This window comes from Salinisphaera sp. SWV1 (genome assembly GCF_052044155.1).
GTDB lineage: Bacteria > Pseudomonadota > Gammaproteobacteria > Nevskiales > Salinisphaeraceae > Salinisphaera.
Genome location: NZ_JBQDYE010000050.1, coordinates 1 through 23,736, shown reverse-complemented (window position 1 = coordinate 23,736; position 23,736 = coordinate 1). Strand labels below are relative to the sequence as shown.

Genomic DNA, 23,736 nt, shown 5'->3' with positions numbered 1-23,736 from the left:
GAGTGGATCGCGCGCCAGATGGGCCACACCACCACCGAGATGCTATTCCGCGTCTATTCCCGTTACGTCCCCAATCTGACCCGGCGCGACGGCAGCGCATTCGACCGCTTTGTCACCAACGCCATCAACGGCGGGATGGACGAGGAGGGGCAGTCATGATCTCAATCGCCCATCTTGCCGGCCAGCGCGGTGCCCACGTGTCCGGTATCTACCGACTCATCGCCGTCAAACCCGCAGCGCCTGACCCGGGAGGCAGCCGGGCGCAGGTCACGATTGCGGACGCGACCGGGTTCGCGCTTTGTCGATTGTCGGTGGATAGTGACGGCTTTGCCGGACTGACCGACGTCCGAACCCGGTTCGTCCACATGGCCGGCCGAGTGATCGGATCGCCCAGCGGCATGATCCGCATCGACGCCGCTCGAATAGAGCGGGTCCTCAAGCCCGACCGTCCAAGCTGGCACCTGATGTCGAGGACCTGGGTGCCCGTCGACGGACTCGAGTCCTTCGACCGATTGATCGCACTGCTGGATCGATTGACCTGTCATCACATGCGATCGCTGGCCCATCGGCTGTTTTCCAGCCAGGCGATATCGGAGCCGTTCCTCTGCATCCCGGCGAGTCGATTGCATCATCACGCCGTCGACGCCGGCCTGCTCATGCACAGCGTCGAATGCGCTGAAATGGCCGAGACCCTGGCACCGTACGTTTTGCCGGCACATGAGCGCGATCTCGCCGTCATCGGCGCATTGCTTCACGACGTTGCCAAGATACGCATCATGAGATCGCCTGGGCAAAACCGACACGCCATCTATGGGGTGACCCAGGAAGCCCTGAACCTCGAAGTGCTGGCGCCCTTCCTGCGGCGCCTGGATCGCGACTGGCCCGAGGGCGGCGCGGGACTCCGCGAAATGCTCGCGCCGGCGCGACCCTGTGGCCGCCCCAGCAGCGCCTCACCGCTACTGCTCACCGATCTGGTCCGCTACATCGACCGGCTCAGCTCCGGCGCCGACATTCGCGCCCAGAGTTTCCGTGAGTCGCCGGCGTGGCGGCGCTGTGCCCGGACAGAGCAGGGTGATCTCGTGAAGCGCATCTTGCCCGCTGTCCACCGTTCCGGTGGGCTGCAGGTGTCGCCATGAGCCCGGAGGTCTACAAGGTGAACGAAGACGCGTGGTGCCTCGGTGACCTCTCATCCATTGCGACCCTGACCTTGTTCGACAGCGTACAACTGAAAGCAGCCTGCGATGCCGAAGCGAGCCATACGTTGCCTGTTGGCCGAGCCACGTGTCTTGCGATGGCCTACGTTGCTGTTGGATGGTGCGCCGGGTATCGGGACGTCCTACCTGGTATTGGCGCTGGGCACGCCTCTGATCACCTTCAATTGCTCATCGGTGACCGCCCGCTTTTTGCTGCGGCCAGGGTATTCGAGGACAAGCACATCGGCGCGGGTCTGGATGCGTCACATATCCTGTGGTGGGTGATCTCGAATGATCCTGACGCACTACCAGAGCCAACAAGATCGCTGAAGATCGACAAGCCGTCGACGGAATAAGTGGGGGCGATCGCGCAGTCGGTATACGAGGCGTTGCTGGATCAAGAGAGCGGCTGGCGCACACGTTTTTGCCGAGCCTGCGGGCCGATGTGAAGGCCGCGTTGTCTGGTTGGCTGCCGCGCGTGAAATCCGACGCGTTCTGATGAGCACGATGGGGCAGGCGGCGATGGCTCGATCGAGTAGCGATCATATCCGAGTTCGGCTCGACGATCACGAGAGTACTGGCGGTCGTACGAAGCGCCCGATCGGTTTTTTGAGTTAGCGTGGCCGGTAACGGGGGATAACCCGAAGGAAAGTCATCGGACGGCGGCTTTCGGCCAAAAGCGGACCATCATTAGGAGCACCATCGACGTAATAAAACGTCAAGTCGTCGTGCGTGTTGAAGTGAGTGGGGGTGCGTCGCCACTTGCGGGCGGCGTCATTAAGTGAGGCTTGAACGCCTATGCTCTACTGGGGAATGGTGAGATTGCGCGGGGAAGTGTATGAATGGTCAAAGTAAGAAACGAGTCTCAAGCCCGATCTCCACGGGTGGCGAGGGCGTTTTCTTCGAACAACACGTCGCGGCGTATTGGCTGGCGCAACTGCTGGTGCGTAGCATCCCGCCGATCCTGACTGATACTGGCGTTACCGAAGTCCATTTCCAGACCGAGCATCTCGGCTTCAATACGGATGACGTCCTGGTTGTCTGCGCGCACGCGGATAAGGCGGAAGCACGGCTTGTCGGGCAAGTGAAACGCAGTTTTACCATTAGTGCCGCAGACGAAGAGTGCAAGAAGGCTATTGGCGACTTTTGGAAGGATTTTAAGAAGGCCGACCCCTTTAATCCTGAGCACGACCGTTTTGTCCTCGTGACGCTGCGCGGAACGAACACGCTTCTGGAAAATTTTGTCGGGTTACTCGACTGCGCCAGAGGCGCAGCCGACGGCGAGGAGTTCGAAAGACGGCTTTCCCTCGACGGATTTATTTCCAAGAAGTCTGTCCATCAGTGCAACCAGCTTTGTGAGATCGTCAGTGAGCTGGAAGAGACGTCCGTCACCGCCGAAGCGCTGTGGCCTTTCCTGTGCGTATTGCACGTCCTAAGCCTTGACCTGCATACCTCCACGTGCCAGACCGAGGCCCACATAAAGACGCTACTCTCCCTCAAGTCTACCGATCCAGATCCCGTCGCCAGCGCAACGTCTGCGTGGGACGCTCTCCTGGCCTTTGCCAGCGAGGCCGAACCGGCCGCGCGGAGTCTGAAACGCGCCGACCTTCCAGCCTGTCTCGTCCAGGCGCACGGCGAGGTGGGCGCGAACGAGCGGCGCGTACTGACGGCACTGAAGAACCACACGGAATTCGTTCTGCGGAAGATCCGCACGACGATCGGGCCGGCCTTTCACCTGCGTCGCGCCGGCATTGTCCAGAAGGTGCTTGCGGCCATCGAGGCGAAGCAGGTCGTCCTAATAACAGGGCCAGCCGGCAGCGGCAAATCCGTGATCGGCAAGGAGGCGGTAGCCTTTCTCTCCCGCGAATTCTTCGCTTTTGGGTTCCGGGTCGAAGAATTCGCCGTCCCCCACATCGACGAAACACTCCACAACAGCCAGATTCCGGCGCACGCCACAGAGCTTCAGGCCATCCTCGGCGCACAGGGCCGCAAGGTGCTCGTGATCGAGAGCGTCGAACGCCTGCTTGAGAAACCGACGCGCGACGCATTCAGCGACCTCATGACGCTCGCCCAGGGTGACGACGGCCTCTGTATGCTCATGACCTGCCGCGACTATTCCGTGGAGCAGGTCCAGGCCAGCTTTCTCCAGACGGCGGGGATTGACTACGCGGTCATCGAAGTTTCGCCGCTTGACGACACCGAGTTGCAGGAGACCCAGGCCGCCTTTCCGTCGCTGGCAGTGCCACTCGCCAACCCCGCCCTGCGCGAGATCCTGCGCAACCCTTACTTCATCGACAAGGCATTGCAGATTCCGTGGGATGCGGGACGGCCGCTTCCGGAGAACGAGCGCGATTTCCGCGCTGTCTTCTGGCGGCAGATCGTGCGCGCGGACCAGAATCCGGCAGACGGCATGCCGCGTCATCGCGAAGAGGCGTTGCAGGAGCTGGCAGTAAGCAGGGCGCGTGCCCTGTCGGATTACGTGCCAGCTACGGGACTCAATGCTGCAGCCATCGCTCTCCTTAAACAGGACTCCCTCGTTGTTTCGCCCGACGACAATTCTTTGCTCGTGGCGACGGCGCACGACGTCCTTGAGGACTGGGCCATCCTGCAATGGATCGAGGAACGGCACCTTACGGATGAGACGGCGTTCAAGGCATTGTCGTCAGCGATAGGGCCGCATCCTGCAGTGCGCCGCTCGTACCGGAAGTGGGTTGCCGAACTGGTCGACCGCGACGCACCCGCAGCGGACCGGCTGTTCAGCGCAGCCATCGCACAGGCCGATGTGCCCGCTCAGTTCCGCGACGACACGTTAGTCTCGCTGCTCAAGGCACCGTCGGCGTCGGAATTCCTGACGCGGCACGAGGCCGAGCTGCTCGCCAACGACCGTGCGATCCTCAAGCGGGTCATCCACCTCCTGCGTGTCGCCTGTGTGACGTCGCCCGCGTGGCTTGCCGACGTGCGCGGCCACAGCTCGATCCTGAGCGTGCCGGAAGGTGCGGTCTGGGCAACCGTCGTGAGACTGGTGCACCGCAACATTGGCAGTTTCGGAGCGGAAGACGCACCTCTGCTTCTCGCATTAATCGAGGATGCCGTGCGCGGCGTCAGCTGGTGGGCACCTAGCATCGACGGGGCCGAACATGTTGCCGGAATTGCCCATTGGCTCCTCCCGCGCTTTGACCACTACAGGGGAGGAAACACGCGCCAACGCATTTTGAAGGTGATTGCCAAGATCCCGAAAGCCGACCCCGTGAGCTTCGAAGCCGTCCTGCGCGGGCAGATCAAGGAAGGACGCCGCCTTGATCCCATCGCAGACGAATTCCGCGACATCCTCCTTGCAAGCCTCGAAGGTGCGCCCGCCGCGCGCGATCTTCCGGACCTCTTGATCTCAGTCGCACTGGATACCTTCCTCGCCACGGAGGAATATCTGCACGCGGAACCCTATGGCCGCTCATCCATCGACGTCGACCTTTACTTCGGCATCAAGGAACACTTGCAACATAATTTCTTCCCTGCCAGTGCCTTCCGTGGGCCGTGGATCAACCTGGTCACGCACCATCCAAGAAAGGGCCTCGACTTCCTGATCCAGGTCTTCAACCACAGCGCCGAGTGGTATGCGCATCCGCGTCTCCATGACCGCCTCGAACCCGCCTGGGAAGTCGAGCTCACGTTTGCCGACGGGGCCACGCGGAAGCAATGGGTGAATCCGCGTCTCTGGGGCCTCTATCGCGGGATAAGCGTCGGGCCTTATCCGCTCCAGTCGCTACTGATGGCCTTCGAGAAGTGGTTGCTCGACTACGCAAAATCCCATCCCGAGGGGCTCGACGCGGTACTGCTCGAAATTCTCCAGCGCAGCGATTCCGCCGCGCTCGCAGCCGTTGTCGCGAGCGTGGCGACCGCCCATCCTCACCGGTCAGGCGAGGCCCTTCTGGTGCTGCTGTCGGTGCAGGACTACATCGAGATCGATCGCAGCCGCATGGCTGGCGAGCACCAAACTTCGAGCCTCCCGGGATTGTTTCCGACTCTCCGCGCCGAAAACAAGATCTACGAAGAGGAAAGGAGGGAATCCAACGGGCTGCCGCACCGCCAGCACGACCTTGAGGCGGCCATTGCAAACCTGCAACTCGGCCCTCTAGCTCCGAGAGCGCATGCCATCATCGACCGTTACATCGCAGCACTGCCAGCGCCGGACAAACGCAACAGGCAAGCCCTCACATGGCAGCTCGCCATTCACCGGATGGACTTACGTCAATACGACGTGGCCCCCGACCAGCCCGTAACGGGCGAAACGTCGGCAGAGAACGGCGATGGATCTCTGAAGAGTCACGTCCGCCTCGAACCCAAGCCGCCGGCTCCGGAAGTTCAGCAACTAGTTGACGAAAATAAGAGGCGGTTGGGCGAGATGAATGCCCGTGTGGGTGTTTACATGTGGGGCCTCCAGATCTTCCAGCGCGAGGATGGCTCTGCGGACCCTGCGCGGTGGCGGGAGAAGCTGACGAGTGTCCAGGGCATGGACCGCACCGCGGAGCATCCCGACAACAGCCGCAACGCTCCGGGATTTGTGGCTGCCGTCTGCGTCCGCGATCACTGGGACGAGATGTGGTCGGAAGAGAAGGAGTGGTGTATCGATGTCATCTGCTCCGAAATCTCCAGACACGCGGACCAATGGGGAACTATCGACCGCATGCAGCGGTTTTCGATGCTGGCTGATCGCCCCTGTGCCTTCGTCGTGCCTCTGCTGCTCTCCAAGCCCCTGACGGAAGCCCAGACGCCGCGCGTGCGGCAGTCCTTTATTGTCGCGCTAACCCATCCGATCGATGAGGTCCGTTGGTACGCCATCTGGGGCATGAACGACGAGGTATGGGCCGCGAACCCCGATCTTGCCCTGCGCGCCGTCAATGCCATCGCAACCGAGGCCGCCCTTGCCGACCGCGACTGGAAGGCCGAGGAGAAGAAGCGTTACGACAAGCGGCGCACGCCGGACACAATCTCCGCCGCCGCGGCCGCAGACGTTCGCGGACGGTTCTGGACCGAAGGGGAAATCGCCGAAGATGCGCACGTCAGGTTCGCCATCAATGAGGTATTCGGAGCCGAGGCGCACCCGAAGATCCTCTCGATCCTAGGCCAGATTCCCAACGAGCCTCTGGCCGTGACCGCACACCGGCGCGCCAGCGAAGACCTCGTCGAGTGCTGGAACCGTGAGCACGATCGTTCTCCCGACCGGCGCGACAGGAATTTTCACAGGGAGCAGGCGATATCCGACCGCATTCAGCAGTTTGCGATGCGCGCGTCAGATGCCGATGCCGAGCAAGTCCTGCAGCCGATCCTCGAAGCCGTTGACCGGCATCCGCGCGAGGTCCACAACGTCATCCAGGGGTTCACAAGCAGCGAGGACAGCAACCCCAATACGCCGCATTACTGGTTCCTATGGAACCTGTTTGCCGAGCGAGTCAAACGCGCTAAGTGGCTTGCGCATCTGGATAGGGAGCATCCCCACGGCAGCGAGGTGCTGTCAACGATCTTCCTGACCGCGTGGTGGAAGGACAACGTCCGTCACTGGCGGAGTCTTGAAGGCTACGCCCACAACGTCGACGCGCTCTTCGAGGCGCTGCCGCCGGCCTGGATCGTACTGGACAGCTATGTTCGCTTCCTCTACCACATCGGCGAGCGATCGTTGCCCGCTGCGTTTGTGCGCATCGCGAACGCGCTCGGGCGCGGAAGGCCAGCTGCTATGTTGCTGGACTCCAACACCGTCTTCATGCTCGAAGTTCTTCTCCAGCGGCATGTTTACGCAAGACCGCTGGAACTCAAGCGCGATCCGGCCCTGCGCCAGGCCATTCTTTGCGTGCTCGACATGCTTGTAGAGAACGGTTCCTCCGCCGCCTTCCGGATGCGGGACGACTTTGTGACGCCGGTTGCCTGACGTTCCCTTCGTCGGACAAGGAATTAGCTGAAAAACGAGCCGCGGGCTATTTCAACGAACTACGCCATGTGCTTTGGAGTACCGCGCATTATGAGGCGGGAAGACAACAGCAATTAATTTCCGCGGCGTCGCACGCCCCAGTCTCAAATGGCATCGTGGTTTGTAAGCCAATAATCCAAGGGTCCGCTTTGGGTCGCGATCGGCCAAAAGCGGTCCGTGGCGGAAACGGAACAATGAGATGCTGGATGGCCAGCCTAACGAGCTGACTGGACAATAAAGCTCTTGATCATGAACAAAGCTCAGCTAGCCCATATCGAGCTCGGCTCTTGAACCGTAATCACTCGTGAATGCCAAACTGCTGGCGATCTGGCACGAGAAACGGCTCGCTGATGACTCTCTCCCCGATTACCGAGCGACCAAGGTTGGCAAAATCAGGCTTCAAGCAATGTTCCAGGCTTGCTTCAGCCGTTTCACGGTGTGATCCCATTTCGGCGTTTTGGGTTTGCATACCGTGTTCTGATTCCCGAACAGGCCGGTCTCGCTTACGGCAGAGCCGATTTCGACCGTCTTTTCCCAAGTGACCGGCACGATGTACTCGGCATGGTCATCATCGGCGTCCGCATCGAGCTTGGGATAGGGCCCGGTCAGAGCCATTTGATCCAGCGTCCGTGGACCGTCGGGGGTATCGAACTGGTATTGGTCCGCGCGGCAGTGCTCGCCGGTGACGCGGCCGACGCCGACATAACCGGTACCTGGAATATTGACCCACACGCGATCACCTTCCGAGAGCATCGCCAGCGTGCGCGAATACCAGAGCGCGCCACCGCCGGCGATGAAGCCCAGCCGGCGGGCGTCCTCCCACGGCCGCTCGCCACCGAACGAGACGTAGAACTCGCCGTTCCAGGGCTGCTTGTGCGTCCGGCTGATGACGCGTTCCTGGTTTTCCTCCGGGTCGATCATCCACGCCCGGCTCAGGTAATGGTTGCCGGCGTCCTGGAATGCCGCAAAGAACAGCGCGTTGATGGCGATGTCTGCATGCGTGTTCAGGTAGTTGATGATTCGCTCGGTGCTGGCGTCGAGCTTGGTCGCGACCACCACCATCTGATGCGCGCTGTTGAGCTGGATATCGGTACGGTCGAGCGCGACGCCGAAGCGGTGCTCGAAGGCGGCCTCAAGCGACTCGTGATGCCGCCCGTAGTTCTGTGCGAACTGGTGATAGATCTCGCCGATCTGCGACTCGTCCAGATTGACGACCCACGAGGCATAGTCGATCGCCTGTGCCACGACCTCGCGCGGCGTCTTGTTGCGCTTGAGTTCGATGATGATGACATTGCCGTCGCCGTCCAGCGCCAGCAGGTCGATGAACTTATCGAAGTCGGTCCGCACTTGGCGGCCGATCAGCAGCCAGTCTGCATCGAGGATGGCGATGTCGTGCATCACTTGCTCTTCGAGCAGCGACTCGTCGGCCAGCCCGCTAGGCTGAAGCTTCTCTGGCTTATCGCCGATTTTCCAGATGCCTTGTTCAATGGCCATAGGTAGCGCTAGCGATTCGTGGTTAGTGAATGGCTTGTTCGACGACGATGTCAGCCATTTCCAATCCGGTTTCGCCAGACCTTTTCATCGATGTTTTGAGTCGGTCGCAAATCGCGATTAGCTCATCTGTCTTATGGATAATACGATCTTGTTCTTCGGCAGGGGGAAGCGGAACTATGCAGCTACGAAGTTGCGTCTTATTTATAGACGCCAGATTCGTTGTTTGCTTGCTTGAATCGGCAAAATACTGCTTTGCAAAAGCTGAGTTCAGATATATTTCGAGCCATCGTTCATTTTGTTCTTCTAAAATTAGCCGCGCCCGAAAAACGTGGTTTTGGTGAATCATGGGGTTGATCGATCCGTCCCAGATAGCGGTTCGACCGACCTTGTCCCAATCACCGCCCTCAGTAATGAGTAAATCTCTCGGCTGGAGCAAGTATCGCTCTGCATCCTTCTCGGTGACTTCAATCTCTTTTATGTCCTGGAGATTCAGCTTGCCTCTTTGCACGTTGGCTACGCGAAGATACGGTGACATGATCGTTTGAACGCCGTTGTGCTTTTTTCCTTTTGCGATACCGCTTTGTATCTGTGTGACGTTGTCCAGTCGAGTTAACGCCCACCCTTCTGGAAGTGCGAATGGGTGATCGGTTGTCCTTGGCGCAGGAAGTGGCTTTTCCCTTCCAGATCGGGTGTAGTTTGGAGGGTTCGCGCGTTTTTTTTCGATTTTCGAAAGAAAAATATTACCGGCTTGTTCAGAGGATGTCTGTGGAACCAGCCGCCCCATAACAGCAAGCTGAAGAACGGTTTGCTTCAGACGCTCGATGCTGTTTTCGGTAGTAAACAATGAATCGAAGTGGGCGGCCAGGCGGGCCCAGTTCTCGGCCAGTTCGTCGGCGTCTTTGGATTGCGTGAGCGTGCCGAGCAGGGCGTCGACGAGCGTTTCGTGGGCGGCGTGCTGATCGCGGGTCTGCTGCTCCAGCCGGTCGCAGAGCGCCATGAGTTCGTCGACTTTATGGACGATGCGGTGTTGTTCGCTTAACGGAGGTATAGGGACGATTAGCGATTTTACTGACGAAGTATTCAGTTCGACTTGCTTCGTGGTTCCCGAAACCAAGGAGGTCGGATGATGCGGGTCTATTCGGTTTTGAATCGTGGGGGATGAAAGGTAGGCGTGTATAAAGCGCTCATCTAAAAGTTTTAACCGAATTACTGTAACGTGAGAATCAGCTACTATTGCTGAATCATCTAAATTACTGACACATGTAAGTCGGCCGACCGTACCGGTGCCCGTAGAATTCCACAGTAAGTCGTGATTCTTTAGGAAACGTTCGGGTTTGTAGCTATCGAGGCTTTGATCTGTGATGAGTCTAGCTTTCGAAAGGTCAAGGCCTGCCCATCGAATGCACTTCTGGGATACGACGCGTACTTTGCCGTTATCAGCGTATTTTGGCCCTTTGCCTCTTTGAATATACGAACTAACTGCACCTAAACTAGACCACTCCCAACCGAGGGGTTTGTCATAGGGGATTTCGCTGGCTGGAACCGCATCCGGAGTGTCAGCCGACTTGGTTTTAGTGGACTGTGTCGTTTGCGACAAGATTTTACGCAGCAAGCCCGATGCAGGCTCCTCCTCCGAGTCCTGCAGAACTAATCTGCCGCGTACTGCTAGTTCCAGAATTAATTCCCGTAAATTTTGTATGCCAGAAAACTCGACCTTGCCATTGCTACCATGCCGGTTGGTCGACTTGGTAGTAACCGCCCCGGTCCACAGATCGAGATGCTCGGTAATGAAAGGCTCTGCACTCATGCCGAACGCCGCTCCTGCTCGGGTTCGTCTTTCGGCGCCAGTGCCTCACCCAGAATCGTTTTGAGTTCGTCGCGCAGCGCTTGAATCTCGGCCTGGTGCTGTTCGTACCTGGCCAGCAATTCGTCCGGGTCGTGGGTATCTTCTTCGGCCTGGAACGGGTTCCTGATGTCCAGGTTGTAGTTCCGCTCGCGGAGGTCGTCGATCGAGACTTTCCAGGCGTGTTCTGTTTCCACACGGGCGGCGAAGCCGTCGGCCCCGGTGCCCCACCAGTCGATCTCGGCCTGGAATTCCTCGAACCGCATGGGTTTGGTTTTGCTGTAGTTCTTGTAACCCTCGGGATAGGGGTGTTCGTAGTACCAGACGGTTTCGGTAGCTTGCCCCTTGGTGAAGAACAGCAGGTTGGTCTTGATGCCGGTGTAGGGATTGAACACGCCGTTGGGCAGGCGAACGATGGTGTGCAGGTTGCACTCCTCGAGCAGCTTTTCCTTGAGGCGGGTCTTCATGCCTTCGCCGAACAGGAAGCCGTCCGGCAGCACGATGGCGGCGCGGCCGCCTTTCTTGAGCAGTTGCAGGAACAGCGTGAGGAACAGGTCGGCCGTTTCGCGGGTGCGGAACGCCTGCGGGAAGTTGTCCTCGATGCCGTCTTCTTCCATGCCGCCGAACGGCGGATTGGCGATGATGGTGTCCACCCGGTGTGTCGGGCCCCAGCTGATCAGCGGGTAGGACAGGGCGTTATCGTGCTTGATCTGGTTTGGCGTATCGATGCCGTGAAGAATCAGATTCGTGGTCGCGAGCAGATGGGGCAGCGGTTTCTTTTCGATGCCGTGGATGGTGCTTGCGATCGTGTCTTCGTCCTGCGGGGTTTGTACGTAGTTACGGCGCTTGTGTTCGATGGCGCCGGTGAGAAAGCCGCCGGTGCCGCAGGCCGGGTCCATCACGGTTTCGTCCAGCTTGGGGTCCACGCGGTTGACCATGAACTCGGTCACGGCGCGCGGGGTATAGAACTCGCCCGCATTGCCGGCGCTTTGCAGGTCCTTGAGGATCTGCTCGTAGAGATCGCCCAGCTCGTGGCGCTCGCTGGATTTGTTGAAGTCCACGCCTTCCTGGATCTTGTTGATGACCTGCCGCAGGAGCTGGCCGGACTTCATGTAGTTGTAGGCATCCTCGAAGACGTTGCGGATGACCACGCCACGGTAATCGTCGCCCTGTGCCTGCAAGCTCTGCAGGCCAGGGAACAGCGTGTTGTCCACGAAGGCCTTGAGCTTGTCACCGGTATCGCCTTCCGGGTCGGCGGCCCAGTTGCGCCAGCGCAGGTGCTCGGGCAGCGGCGAGCGGTAGTCGTCGTCGAAGGTTTCCCATTCGGTCTCGCGATCGTCGTAGATCTTGAGAAAGAGCATCCACACCAGCTGGCCGATGCGCTGCGCGTCGCCGTCGACGCCGACATCCTTGCGCATGATGTCCTGGATAGATTTTACCGTGGTGCTAATGGCCATGACTTAGTGCTCGAAGACGTTGTCGTGATGGTGTTGCAGGCGCATATCGGCGGCTATGCCGAAGGCTGCTGTGTCGATGAAGTGACGGCTGACACGAAAGCGCCCATGTCGTCGAATGTGATCAGCCCGGCATCCAAGGCCGCGTTGAGATTCGCGGTCAGCAGCAGGCCATTGTAAACATCGAGCCGCTCCTCGTTGGTCGAACCCTTCCATGGTTTGGCGTGCGAGGCTCGGAGCATGTCGAGGTTCGCGGCGCGGGTCACAGCGCAGCGCCCCGCGGTAGTCGATCAGCGCCTTGCGGATGGCGGCATCGGAGGACAGGCCAGCTCGCAGGCCTTCGATTTCGTCGAATGCGGGCCGCGCGCCACGAAAAGCGACCGGATCAAGAATGGCGAGCAGTTCGTGCAACGCCTCTTCGGAGTCGACATCAGTCTCCTAGCCGTATGTGATCTCACCCTGGCCTGTATGACGAGGTTTGGCATAGCCCGCCATATTCGAGTTGTGATGCGGCTCCAACCAGTCGACTGATAGGCCCTCGATCATGTCGATTTCAGCGCTCCTGTCCTTCAGCGCTGGATTCAGAATAAGCTGCGCTTCGTGCGTGGCAGCGGATCCATCATGCCCAGAGGTCTTGAGATAAACGCGCACGCCATTAGCGGTTGCCAAGCCCTTTATACGGAGGCGGTCACGCTCAACACGTGGTCCCGCGCGCTCTAGCGCGCACCGTATCTGATGCGAGTCGAGCATTTAGGCATATAACTCTTGTTCGAGATCTCGGACGGCGGCCAGATATTCATTCTTGCCGCCGAATGCGTTGATCAGTTCGATGGGCGAGCCCATCTGGTTGAAGGGATCGAGTTTGAGAACCTTGACGTCCTCCATGGGCTCGATGCCGGTATCGGTGTACTTGGTCAGCAGCGCATCGAGGACGGCAAGACTGGCGCCTTCGTAGCGATTGAAGTAGTCGTTCTTGCGAACCTGTTCGGCGCGCTCGCGGCGGGTTAGCGGCGGCTGGTCGTAGACGATGTGGCAGATCACGTCGAAGGGATCGGGCTCGGCGCCCAGTTTCTTGCGGACATCCTCGCTAAGGTCGTGCCAGAACACGCCGTTTTCGGCCAGCTCGTCGACAATAGCCTGCTTGCGCTCGGCGGCGTTCCAGCGGCGCAGGAAATCGTCGAGCGATGTGAATTGTTCGCGGACCTTCTTGCGGGTGTAGTCCTTGAGGCTTTCGGTGATCAGCTTGCCGTCCGGGCCGAGATACTGGACGCGCTCGGCGACGACACTCACCTCGACGTTATCCACGACATACCGCGTGCGTCCGGTGCCCTTTCCGTCGCCGTCTGGGCTCCAGTCGGCTGCGGTGTCGTCCGACTCCCATGCCCCGTCGGCGCCGGCCCCGTAGTCTTCCGGATCTTCCGGGACCGCGGGCGTATCGGGTATGGCGCCTTCCTCTTCATCGTCCGGCACGACGGATTGGCCGCTGGCGGGTTCGTAGACCTTGACCGGGTCGCCGTCGAATTCGGGGTCCGCAAACAGTTCGGTCGCTTTCTTGAAATCCAGGATCGTGAACCAGTGCTTGTTGAAGTCGTCATTGATGCGCGTGCCGCGACCGATGATCTGCTTGAATTCGGTCATGGACTGGATGCGCTGGTCCAGGACGATGAGCTTGCAGGTCTGGGCATCCACGCCCGTCGTCATCAGCTTGCTGGTCGTGGCGATGACAGGATAGCGCTCCTCGGGATTGATGAAGTTGTCGAGCTCGGCCTTGCCCTCGAGTTCGTCGCCCGTGATCCGCATGACGTACTTGCGATTCTCTTGGACGCGTTCCGGATTGAGATTGACGAGGGCCTGGCGCATGCGCTCGGCGTGGTCGATGTCTTCACAGAAAACGATGGTCTTCTGATAGGGGTCGGTTCGGGCAAGAAATTCGGTCACCTTGGCCGCTACCGTGAGCGTGCGCTTCTCCAGTATCAGCTGACGGTCGAAGTCCTTCTGGTTGTAAATCCGATCATCGATCAGGTGGCCATGCTTGTCGGTCTGGCCTTCGCTCGGGCGCCAGCCTTGCAGATCCTTGTCCAGATCGACACGCACGACCTTGTAGGGTGCGAGGAAGCCGTCCTCGATGCCTTGCTTGAGCGAGTAGGTGTAGACCGGCTCGCCGAAATAATCGATGTTGGAAACGTCTTTGGTTTCCTTGGGCGTGGCCGTGAGCCCGATATGGGTTGCGCCCGAGAAGTGGTCAAGGATCTGCCGCCATGCTGAATCAGCGGCCGCACTGCCGCGGTGGCATTCGTCGATGACGATGAGGTCGAAGAAATCCTCCGAGAACTGCTTGTATATGTTCTTGTCTTCCTCGCTGCCGGTGACCGCCTGATAGAGGGCGAGATAGATCTCGTAGGATTTATCGACCGTACGGTTGGACACCTTGGTCATGGCCTGGCCGAAAGGCTTGAAGTCGTTGTTCTTGGCCTGGTTCACCAGCACGTTGCGGTCGGCGAGGAAAAGGATCCGTTTCTTCTTGCCCGCCTTCCAGAGGCGCCAGATGATCTGGAACGCAGTGAAGGTCTTGCCGGTACCTGTCGCCATGACGAGCAGGATGCGATCCTGACCTTTGGCGATGGCTTCGACGGTGCGATTGATCGCTACCGTCTGGTAGTAGCGGGGCGTGCGACCGCTGCCGTCGTCGTAGTACGGTTCTTCGATGATTGGCTGCGCGGCTTGGCCAATTCCCTTGTATTGACAATACCGCTGCCACAGCTCGGCTGGCGAGGGGAATTCGTCGAGCGTGAGAGACGTTTCCGTCTGCCCGGATAATCCCGTGCGGTCATGGAATAGAAAGCCGTCGCCATTGCTTGTGAATACAAACGGCACGTCCAGCGCATCGCTGTAGGACAGGGCCTGCTGCATGCCGTCGCCAAGTGCATGCGTGTTGTCCTTGGCCTCGATGACTGCAATGGGCTGGTTCTTCTGATAACTCAGAACGTAGTCGGCGCGGCGCCGTTGGCCCCGTGCGTGCAGGCGCCCTCGCACGATGATGCGACCGGCCGTGAATGATACTTCCTCGCGGATCTGCGTCTGCAGATCCCAGCCGACGCGTCTGAGCGCCGGCGTGATGAACTTGGTGCAGATATCGCGTTCGGTTAGATCGCGCTTATTCAAGCTGTCCTCTCGACTCCCCCTGGCGGTCCGACTTTAACGCATTATTTGGCGTTTGCGCGGCGCTCCGACCGGAACAGCCGTTCCTACTGAGACCCGGGCCAATCCGGCCAACGCGCTGGGGAATGGGCCAGTCGGTGCGCGTCGATCGCGCTGAGCCGGTCGACGACGCCCGCTCAACTTCGCTGGCCGACGTTGTGGATTTCGCGGCCGCCCATGAATTGGCCGCCCGTCGTACTGCGCCGATATGCTCCAATGGCTGCTTGATGACGAGATCATCACGTCGCAGGACAAACCGGCATGCTGTTCACCGAACATCAGCTCAAGGAAAACGCAGCGGGGCCTTCGCCGGGCGGCGCGCTATTGCCGGACGATCGGCAACCGGGACTCGCTGCGGCCGGCAGCTGATCGACAACGTGGCGATCCGCGACGAGCCCGGCGCCGCAACTTATTGGGAGCGCGACGAGCGGGCTGCAAGGAACACGCCATGGGCGGATCAACGCTACCGGTTGCCTTCAATTCGGAATACCAGATTCCGGTCGACGATCAGCGGCCGGTGCGCGCGATGCGACTCGGTCGTAAGCGAATGAATTAGTTAGTTAAAATATCGGTTTGGCTTAGGCCTGCCGTCCATTTTTACAAGCGTGTCAGGCAACGAGGTATTTATTGGCATGCTTGGGCAGACCTTGGACACTCGCATGGACTTACGACCTCTGGTTCGAGCCACGCTACGATTGGCCGATCTACACGACATGAACCGGACGCCGGGCAGTGCACCAACTGGCGTCTCCGAAGAGCGAGTCGGGACCGGTGAGGGGATGTGGATCGACGCGGGCGCGCGCATCCTGGCCTATGTTCGGGCTAACGATGACATCCTGAGTCGCGACTTCGTGCCACTCACGCCGATTTTTGATGAGATTCGCCGTGATCACGCTTCGATGTCATTGGATGACGTCGAGCACGTGGTCAAAGTGTTAGCCATGCCTCGGCATTCGCGGATGCGAAACCCAAGCAATGCCGCCGAAATGGACCACACGCGCGAGCAAACAGCATTGCTAGATCGCCCGATACACGAGCGGCCGAACAAAGCGCGGCTGACTCGCACTGGCCGGAATGCGATCAAGCTCGGCTCAACCGCACGCAGCTTTCTCCTGACTCAGTTCAAGGCCAATGAGATATCACACGCTCTACGGCTGAATCTGTTTGATGACGCGCTCGATGCCTTGCATACGGTGATGCAGCGAATTGCCGAAGTGGCAGAGGATTTACGCCACGCTCGTGAGCGGCCAGGGCGCAGCGAGCTGGTCCAGATGTTCTCTGAGCAATCCCAGGACTACAACGCCGCGCTTCGCGACACACGCATTGCGATCGAGGACGCACTCGCACTACTCAACAGCCGTGAAGTGATGGATGCCATGGACGCCTACGCCGAGACCGGCGGCGGGCCGGCCGGCGACCAATTTGCACGCCTGCTAAATACCACACTCAATCGCCTTGAACTGCTGGGGCGAACCTACAGTGATTTCCTGCAATCAGTCGCCATGGCGGCTGACCGACCGATTGGTGTGAAGGACATGACCGCATTAGCTGCTTTTTTGGCGTTCAACCCACCGACTCAAGGGATGATGGATGCATCTCATGAGCTGATCGGCCCGCTGTCCGTCGCATGGCCGCATGCCTCGATTTCGGATTTTGAGGGATGCCTGCCCAGCGCGAGCGAATCGCAGGCTGACACAGCGCAGCCACTTGATCGACCTGTCGACACGATCGAGACCATCTCACCCATGTCTCTATTCCTGGAAGCCCACCGAGCCGAAATACTCGCGTTGCTGGCCGAGCGTCCGGTGAATCTGTCGGAGGCCCGAGAGCGCGGCTGGCTGTCGGTTATGGGGGAGAACAAGGCAAACGAGATGATTGGGGTCTTTGCTAGTCCGATATGGCTGGACGACACCGGCGACATCGACATGCGGTTCATCACCAACGCGTTGGAACTGCACATGAAGAACGGCCGCGTGCTGCGCGGAGACGATATACAGATCAGTTTGCGATCTGCCGCATACAACGAGGGGTCTAAGACACAGTGAGCTGGGCAGAAATCGGCGAGGCGCACGCCTATCTCCTGCGCTATAGGAGTGTCGAATCACGCCCGCGGCGGCGCCGACACAAGGGGGAGGCTCGAATCGCCGAGATCCTCTCGGATATGGATGATGCCGACATGGAGGACTTCCGGGAGATGCTCATGGGGCAGGGGCTGGAACTGATGCAGTTCGAGGACGCCCAGATGCCCGGCATCGCCCCGGGCGGCAAAATGTGGATGTTGGCACGCCGGTCCGATGTTGAACCGCCGCAGTATTTCTCTCGCGAGCTGATCCTGCAGCGGATGGCCGTACGTCTGGGTGAGTCGCGAACAGCAACCAGCGTCTGGTACCTGCATATCTGGCTGTTGTATCTCGCCGTCGTCTATACCGACCTCGGGCGCGGCATGACCGAGGTTGGCGAGTATCTGCGAGCTCGTTTTCCCATGTCAGTGCTATCCGACACGGTCCGGACTCATTGTGATCAGCTTCAGTCGTCACGGCCCGTCGACAAGGATGACGAGGACGTCATTAGCATTCTCACAGACGTTCAGGGCCAGGATATCTACCGGCGTGTCAGCAACTTTTGCTCGGCGATGGTGGAATCTGGCTTGCTGATGGAGGTCGAGCGGAACGACGGCGAACCGATCTACCAGCAAACGCTGCTCGGTGCTCTTGAGATCGGGCGTAATTACCAAGCTGGCGTGGGTTTGATGGAGCCGGGCGCCGAGCAACTGGCGAACGTGACGAATCTCGCGCGTCACCATTCCGACGGTGAAACCATGAGCAGCGAGGATGAAGGCTGATGTACGGACTCAACCGCTTTGAAGCAAGCAATTACGTCAACGGTTCGGGAGACAGTCCGCACCTGCCTTGGATTCCTCGGTTCGCTGGCAACATCTTCCCCTTTCACGGGCTGAGCACGGCCATTCGCTTGGATAACGGTGGAGGCAAAACACGCATCGCAAATGCCATCGTCGGCTTGCTCGGGCGCGATCAAAAACTGCTGTCTCAGGTCTATAGCTGTATGCCGTCTTCGAGTACGCAGAGTCCTACCTGGGGCCATGTACGTCTTGAGTTCATCGAGTGCAGCCCCGAGTCGCTGGATGTGGTTGCGACACAAGGCGTTCAACCGGAAGGCGAGACATGGGTGTTCGGCCTGGCCGCGTACCAGCCAGGTAAAGATCACTTTTTCTATTTCTACCGGGGCACATTTGAGGATGCCCCGACAATGGTCACCAACGACGGCAAGAAATTCCTGGTCTCAAGAGATGAATTTCGGGCCTCTGTGCAAGACCAGCGTGAGGCCCAATGGAATGTTGTCGAGTCTGACTGGCGTAGCCGGATCTTCAATTTCGTCTCAAAGGGCAACGTTCAGCGTCTCACTGAATACCAGAAGTCTGGCAGTGGCGATCAATCTGCTCAGTTTTTCCGCGCCAAGCCCCGCGGTGGTGAGCGATTCGATCAGGCCTTTTTCTACGAGAATCTCGCCCCGGAAATCATGTCAGGACTGATGGGCGATGCGGCGGATGAAGATGAGCAGCATCTGGAGGACACGCTCTACAAGACGTTGACACGCAGCATTCGTGACGAGCGCCTGATCAAGGAGTCCCAGCATCAGCTTGAAGAGTGCGAGCGGCTGGCTAAGACGACACGCTCGGCTGCCGAAACGGCCGATCGCGCGCTCGGCTTTCACAGCGCGTACCGCGACCAGCAGCGCGAGAACGCGACGATACTCGCCGTAATCAATCGCCTGGTGCGCACTAGTGCACTGCCTGGTATTCCCCGCGACGAGTTACCGAATGATCCGTTGGTTCGCGCGCTGGCCGTGGATACTGTCATCGCCCCTCAGCGTGGCGTCATGTTCCGTGACTCCGGCTTGGCGTATGTCTGCCAAAAATCGGTCAAAGAGCTCAACCAGATCGCTGAGCGATGGCATCTGAAAGCTCACCAAGTACTGCAGGTCATCGAAAGTACTCACGAGCGCGACAATGCCTCGACGGCAAAACAGACCGTCAAACCACGCTACTACACGCCGGATGACGCGCACAAACTGATCGCTCAGCAACATGGCTTCTTCGACGGCGCCAGCCGTGCTCAGGTCCGTGAAAGCCTATATGCGGCTGTGACGTGGATCATTGACGCGGCAGACTGCGCGCCGCGCCGCATGCTCAGCGAGACAGATGCCGACATCGCGGCATTGCGCGAGAAACAACAGGACCTGCAGGACCAATCAGAAAAGGCGTCTCAGAAACATGCGGTCCTGCAGGAAGCCCAGAACGCCTATGAAGAGGGTGAGAAAGCCTATTCCAAGATCAAGGCGAGCCCTCTATTCGAGCCTGAGGAGGCCGATCGAGCTGCACAGGTGGCAGAAGAGGTCAGCCAGCACCATGACGTATGTCAACAGGCTTACGAAAGCTTCACTCGACGCGAAAGCGAGTTAAAGGTTCATCACAAAAGCTGGCAAGCGTTCACGCGCGCCTATGGCGACGATGCTGATCCATCGAGTATCCATTCGGAATTGAAGGCCGATCGCGACGACGCCAAACAGGCTTTGAACCATGCGATTGAGCGAGAGAACGGCGCGAGTACGCGCTTGAAAAAAGCATACGAGGACTCGACGAATGCAGGCGCCGCGCTGGAGAAGGCCACTGGCGCGCTGAACGATATTTTCAAATCGGCTGCTGTGCACGATGCGTTCACCGAACGGTTCCCGGGCGAAGCGCCGTCAAAAGCCGAAGCCACACGGCGCGACCGCAAGGAGGCCATCACGCGTCGCCTGGCGGAGCTTGTCACGGAGAAGAGGGCGCTCGACAAGGCCATTGACGCGCTGTTTGGCTTTCGAACATCTCATGGGCAGGATGCTGACCCGACCGAATGGCTGGCGCAGGCTGGAACCGAACGTGAACAGGCATCTGAGCGTCGACATGAGCTGCGAGCCGAGATCACTGAGCTTGAAAGGCAACTCGAAGAGCTCAAGCAGGAACGGGTTGCAGCCGCGCCGATGTATCGCGAGTCAGGCCATATACTCGATCGAGCTGCGATTCACTGGCAGCCCTTACACAAGGCGATCATCGAGTCGGACCTCGCGGAATCAGAAGCCCGCCGCGCATTGGAACACTTCTCCGCCATCGCCTTTGCACCGGTCGTCGCAGATCCCGAGCAAGCAGAGCACGCCGCCCAAGTGCTGGCGGACGCGCGCCACCCAGTACCGACACTGATCCAGGAAGGGCTGATCGATTACCTGAGGCAGACGCATTACTCCGAGGCACAGGAGCGGTACCAAGGCCTGCTAGCGGGTGTCATGACGCGGGAAGTGGCTTGCCTGCTCGATCCATCGCTGATCGAGAGGGAGCGCCGCGACGTTGAGGAGCGTCTCGGCACGTCGCGCCGAAAGAAAGACGAGTGCGACAACGCCCTCAAGCGTCTCGATGAGAATGGTCGGACCGTTAAAACGGCCCGAGAGGCCGAGCAGGCACTGGCCACCGATGCCGAGCGCAAGCGGCCGGCACTTGAGGAAGAGCAGCGAGAGCTGGAGCGTGAAGCCAAAGGCATCGACACCGACCTCTCTGAGAAATCACTCAAGTTGATGCGAGGGGCTCAGGATTTCCTAAGCATCGGTGGCGCTGAGGCAGTTGAAAAGGCCAAGAGTACGCGCGCGAGATGCGAACAAGCCAAGGATGCGGCCGTCAGTGAACACGATGCTGCCTCGGCCGCGTATGAAACGGCTCAGGAGACGACCAAGAGCGCACGGGATCAACATGACAGCATCTACACGTCAGATCAGGAGATCATGGTCAAAGAGGCCACACGCTTCTTCTGCAAGGGCGGGCCACAATTCTGGGCCACTCGCGATAAAGAGAAGGAGCGCTTGTCAGACGCCTTGTATCGCGCTATACAGCGAGGCCACTTCAAGGACACGCTCCAGACAGCCGGCGAATTCGTGGCCGAACGCGATCGCCGGGCCGATGGCGTGTCTGTTCATGATGAGCTGGCATCACTCACCCGGGCGCTCGAAGAAATCAAGGCAGAACGAAAGGGCACCGTCGAGAAACTCGCGGAACTGGAAGAGCGGCGTCCCAATATTCTGAGGTCTTTGGACAAGCTGGATGAGGCACTTGCAGAGCTGCAATCTCAGGACCGCCTGACAGCTGATCTCGCCGTTGATATCGATCCTGCGCTTCGCTCACAGGAAGAGTTGACCAACAACGAATTGGTTATCTCGGCGGAGAACATAATGCGCGCCATGCGCGACGAGGATAGCACGGCGATCTTCGAATCGACGGAGCAGTTTCTGGGGCTGCTGCGCGAGTTGGAGCTCACCAACCGTCGTGAGCGCATGACGACAAGCCGCAAGAATCGTGACGACGCAGCCCGGGCCCTGATGGTTGAAGTGCAAGATCTTCGGTCCGAGCGCAACGGTCTGGCTGCGACCGAGCGGGAAATGCTCGCACCCGTAGCCAGCATTGCCGAAGCATCGATCGTGACGAGCCTTGCGGAAAGCTATGCCGCCAAAGTCGCAGATCGGAAAGAGCATACGAAGCGGATGCATGAAGCCGCACAGACGTCGATGGACGAATCGCAACAGCGCATGGCTCAACTCATTGCGAGTGCGGAGACCAATCTCCGTACGCTCCAGCGGGTACTGAACAGTGCCCCGAACGAGAATGCTATTCGCTTCGACCTCCGCGTGAAGACGCCAACAAGGGACGAGGCCCTCTCACTGGTACAGCACATTCGAGAGGCCATCCAGCCGGACGCGGAGGCGCTGGCCAAGAAACAGGCGAGCGCGACCAAGAGCGAGCGCCGTGACGACGAGCGGCGAATTCGCCAGAGCATCAGGGAACGGTGCTATCGAACCCTGTTCACTGAACCATCTCTGGGATATGCCTCGCCCATCATTCGCCCTGATGGCAATGTCCACCGACTGACGCCGGGATTGAGCACGGGTCAGAGGACGTCACTCACCATGGCGATGCTCGTGCGTCTTACCGAATACTCGATGCAGAGAGACAGTGCGAAGTACGAGACGGCGGCCCAGCGAAAGCGCGCGAGAGAGAATCAACAGACCCTGATGGTGATTGATGGCCTATTCTCGGACCTGTCCAAGCCCAAATTGATCGAAGCCGGGTTGAACGAGATCCAGGCTACCCGCGGTCATCTCCAGCTCATTGGGCTGATTCATCCGCCGCAGTATGTGAATGACTTCGACTATTTCCCGATGTATCTCGTCGGCCAGGAGCATACCGGCAACGGCGCGTCATGGACCGAGGTCAGCCAGGAGGCAAAGCCCGAAATGGCTTCGCATGTCAGCGTGGGCAAACTCTTCATGAGCTCACCGAGGGGACGGGCGTGACGTCGGCCGGCGACCAGCTTCTCAAGGGTCTGCTGAAACTGGCCACCAAGAGCCGGCGCATCCGAGGCTCATCACTCATTGATCGCGTCTGCAGGACGACCGGGATGTCTCGGATCGAGGTTCAAGAGGGCTTGCGCGAGCTCAAGAAGCGGGGCGATATCTCAGGTGCCCTCTCGGATCTTGGAATGCCTGTCTCGGATATCGAGTTAGCTGAGCAGGCATTCCCGGTTGCCTCACCGGCAGAGCAACGCTGGCGGGATGTTGTTTCCGCGCTGCCAGCGGACGACGCTGAAGCATTGGCACCCATATTCACCGCTCTGGACGGTTGGTCGGTTGATGACATGTGCCAGCTTCGTGACGGCCTGACCAGGCTGCGCACCGAGCAGCGGCAGATCGCTCATATGCCGCGATTCATGGTCAGCGCCCATTATCTCATGGGGTCATCCAAGTTGCTCGATAGCCTGCCGAGCCGGGCGCTTAAGAAATTCGGGCTTGAGAGCATGTTCAATTCGCCTGCACTGCCATTGATCGTGGCTGGTAGCGCATGCCCGACCACGGTTGTCCTGGTCGAGAACCCTCAGTCCCTGCACTACGCCGCCAGCGTCACCGAGGACCTGTCGATCACATGGGTCGCCACCTACGGTTACGGGCTATCCATGTCGGGCGACGTCGCCGGAGATCGTCTAGCGCGTTCGGTCGAAACCGAAAACATTCGCATCATCGTGGCAGGCGGCAATCCACCACCGATCGAGCGTCTCATGTCGCATTCGAGCATGACATTCTGGGGCGACCTCGATCCTGAGGGGATCCGAATCTACGATCGGTTGCGGTCGCGGCTGCCGCAGCTTCGTCTGTCGGCGCTCTACCAGCCCATGATGGGCCTAATGACACAGACGGGCGGTCATCCGCTGGTCAAAGCCACGGGCAAGGACGGTCAACGGAGCGGACACGAGCACGCCTTTACCGCACGGTACTGCCCAGATCGTGGCATTGATCAGGAGGCGATTTGTTCCGATGAGACGAGTATTCGCGGGTTCGCCTATTACGCGCTCGACACGTCGCTCCCCGATTCGGTCCTGTCCGACGACACCCGTGAATGATGAGTCGCGCGATCCGATAGCTCGTCCTAGGAGTCTGTCGGACTGAGCCCCGGCGGCGTGACCTGTTTGTCGCGTGCCGGACGTTGCGTCCCGTTTTTTTCGC

13 protein-coding genes are annotated in these 23,736 nt (G+C 59.4%); 8 read left to right on the top strand and 5 right to left on the bottom strand.

Going from position 1 to position 23,736, the window contains the following annotated elements; translation table 11 throughout:
- Positions 1-155 precede the first annotated feature (155 nt).
- The 3 genes from ACS8YF_RS17695 to ACS8YF_RS17685 all read left to right on the top strand — a co-directional run bounded on the left by ACS8YF_RS17695 (position 156) and on the right by ACS8YF_RS17685 (position 7,113).
- On the top strand, positions 156-1,136 hold the full coding sequence (locus ACS8YF_RS17695; protein ID WP_440851437.1) for an HD domain-containing protein: 981 nt from the start codon (positions 156-158) through the stop codon (positions 1,134-1,136).
- Positions 1,133-1,549, top strand: coding sequence for a hypothetical protein (locus ACS8YF_RS17690; RefSeq protein WP_440851436.1), 417 nt, complete (start codon positions 1,133-1,135; stop codon positions 1,547-1,549). Before ACS8YF_RS17695 ends, ACS8YF_RS17690 begins: the two co-directional genes overlap by 4 nt.
- Before the next feature lie 482 nt (positions 1,550-2,031).
- Positions 2,032-7,113 (top strand): AAA family ATPase, encoded by a 5,082-nt coding sequence (locus ACS8YF_RS17685; RefSeq protein ID WP_440851435.1) that lies wholly within the window; start codon positions 2,032-2,034, stop codon positions 7,111-7,113.
- Positions 7,114-7,551: 438 nt separating this feature from the next.
- Here the strand turns inward: ACS8YF_RS17685 and ACS8YF_RS17680 are convergent, their stop codons facing one another.
- The 5 genes from ACS8YF_RS17680 to hsdR form a co-directional block, all read right to left on the bottom strand.
- On the bottom strand, positions 7,552-8,646 hold the full coding sequence (locus ACS8YF_RS17680) for a hypothetical protein (protein WP_440851434.1): 1,095 nt from the start codon (positions 8,644-8,646) through the stop codon (positions 7,552-7,554).
- Positions 8,647-8,668: 22 nt separating this feature from the next.
- The gene (locus ACS8YF_RS17675) at positions 8,669-10,453 is read right to left on the bottom strand and encodes a restriction endonuclease subunit S (protein ID WP_440851433.1); all 1,785 of its coding nucleotides are present in this window, start codon (positions 10,451-10,453) and stop codon (positions 8,669-8,671) included.
- On the bottom strand, positions 10,450-11,946 hold the full coding sequence (locus tag ACS8YF_RS17670) for an N-6 DNA methylase (RefSeq protein WP_440851432.1): 1,497 nt from the start codon (positions 11,944-11,946) through the stop codon (positions 10,450-10,452). Before ACS8YF_RS17670 ends, ACS8YF_RS17675 begins: the two co-directional genes overlap by 4 nt.
- 3 nt (positions 11,947-11,949) lie before the next feature.
- The gene (locus ACS8YF_RS17665; protein ID WP_440851431.1) at positions 11,950-12,354 is read right to left on the bottom strand and encodes a hypothetical protein; all 405 of its coding nucleotides are present in this window, start codon (positions 12,352-12,354) and stop codon (positions 11,950-11,952) included.
- 339 nt (positions 12,355-12,693) lie between these two features.
- Positions 12,694-15,105: an EcoAI/FtnUII family type I restriction enzme subunit R gene (gene hsdR / locus ACS8YF_RS17660; RefSeq protein WP_440851430.1), complete on the bottom strand. Its 2,412-nt coding sequence runs from the start codon at positions 15,103-15,105 to the stop codon at positions 12,694-12,696.
- Between the two features lie 244 nt (positions 15,106-15,349).
- Between hsdR and ACS8YF_RS17655 the strand changes: the two genes are divergently transcribed.
- From ACS8YF_RS17655 to ACS8YF_RS17635, 5 genes are all read left to right on the top strand, one after another.
- Positions 15,350-15,697: a hypothetical protein gene (locus ACS8YF_RS17655; protein ID WP_440851429.1), complete on the top strand. Its 348-nt coding sequence runs from the start codon at positions 15,350-15,352 to the stop codon at positions 15,695-15,697.
- A gap of 157 nt (positions 15,698-15,854) precedes the next feature.
- The gene (locus ACS8YF_RS17650; protein ID WP_440851428.1) at positions 15,855-17,186 is read left to right on the top strand and encodes a hypothetical protein; all 1,332 of its coding nucleotides are present in this window, start codon (positions 15,855-15,857) and stop codon (positions 17,184-17,186) included.
- Positions 17,183-17,983: a hypothetical protein gene (locus tag ACS8YF_RS17645; protein ID WP_440851427.1), complete on the top strand. Its 801-nt coding sequence runs from the start codon at positions 17,183-17,185 to the stop codon at positions 17,981-17,983. The genes ACS8YF_RS17650 and ACS8YF_RS17645 overlap by 4 nt, the downstream gene beginning before the upstream one ends.
- Positions 17,983-22,533 carry a hypothetical protein gene (locus ACS8YF_RS17640; protein ID WP_440851426.1) on the top strand — a complete coding sequence of 1,517 codons (4,551 nt, stop codon included), beginning with the start codon at positions 17,983-17,985 and terminating at the stop codon, positions 22,531-22,533. The genes ACS8YF_RS17645 and ACS8YF_RS17640 overlap by 1 nt, the downstream gene beginning before the upstream one ends.
- Complete coding sequence (locus ACS8YF_RS17635; RefSeq protein ID WP_440851425.1) at positions 22,530-23,633, top strand: Wadjet anti-phage system protein JetD domain-containing protein; 1,104 nt, start codon at positions 22,530-22,532, stop codon at positions 23,631-23,633. The genes ACS8YF_RS17640 and ACS8YF_RS17635 overlap by 4 nt, the downstream gene beginning before the upstream one ends.
- Positions 23,634-23,736: the final 103 nt, after the last annotated feature.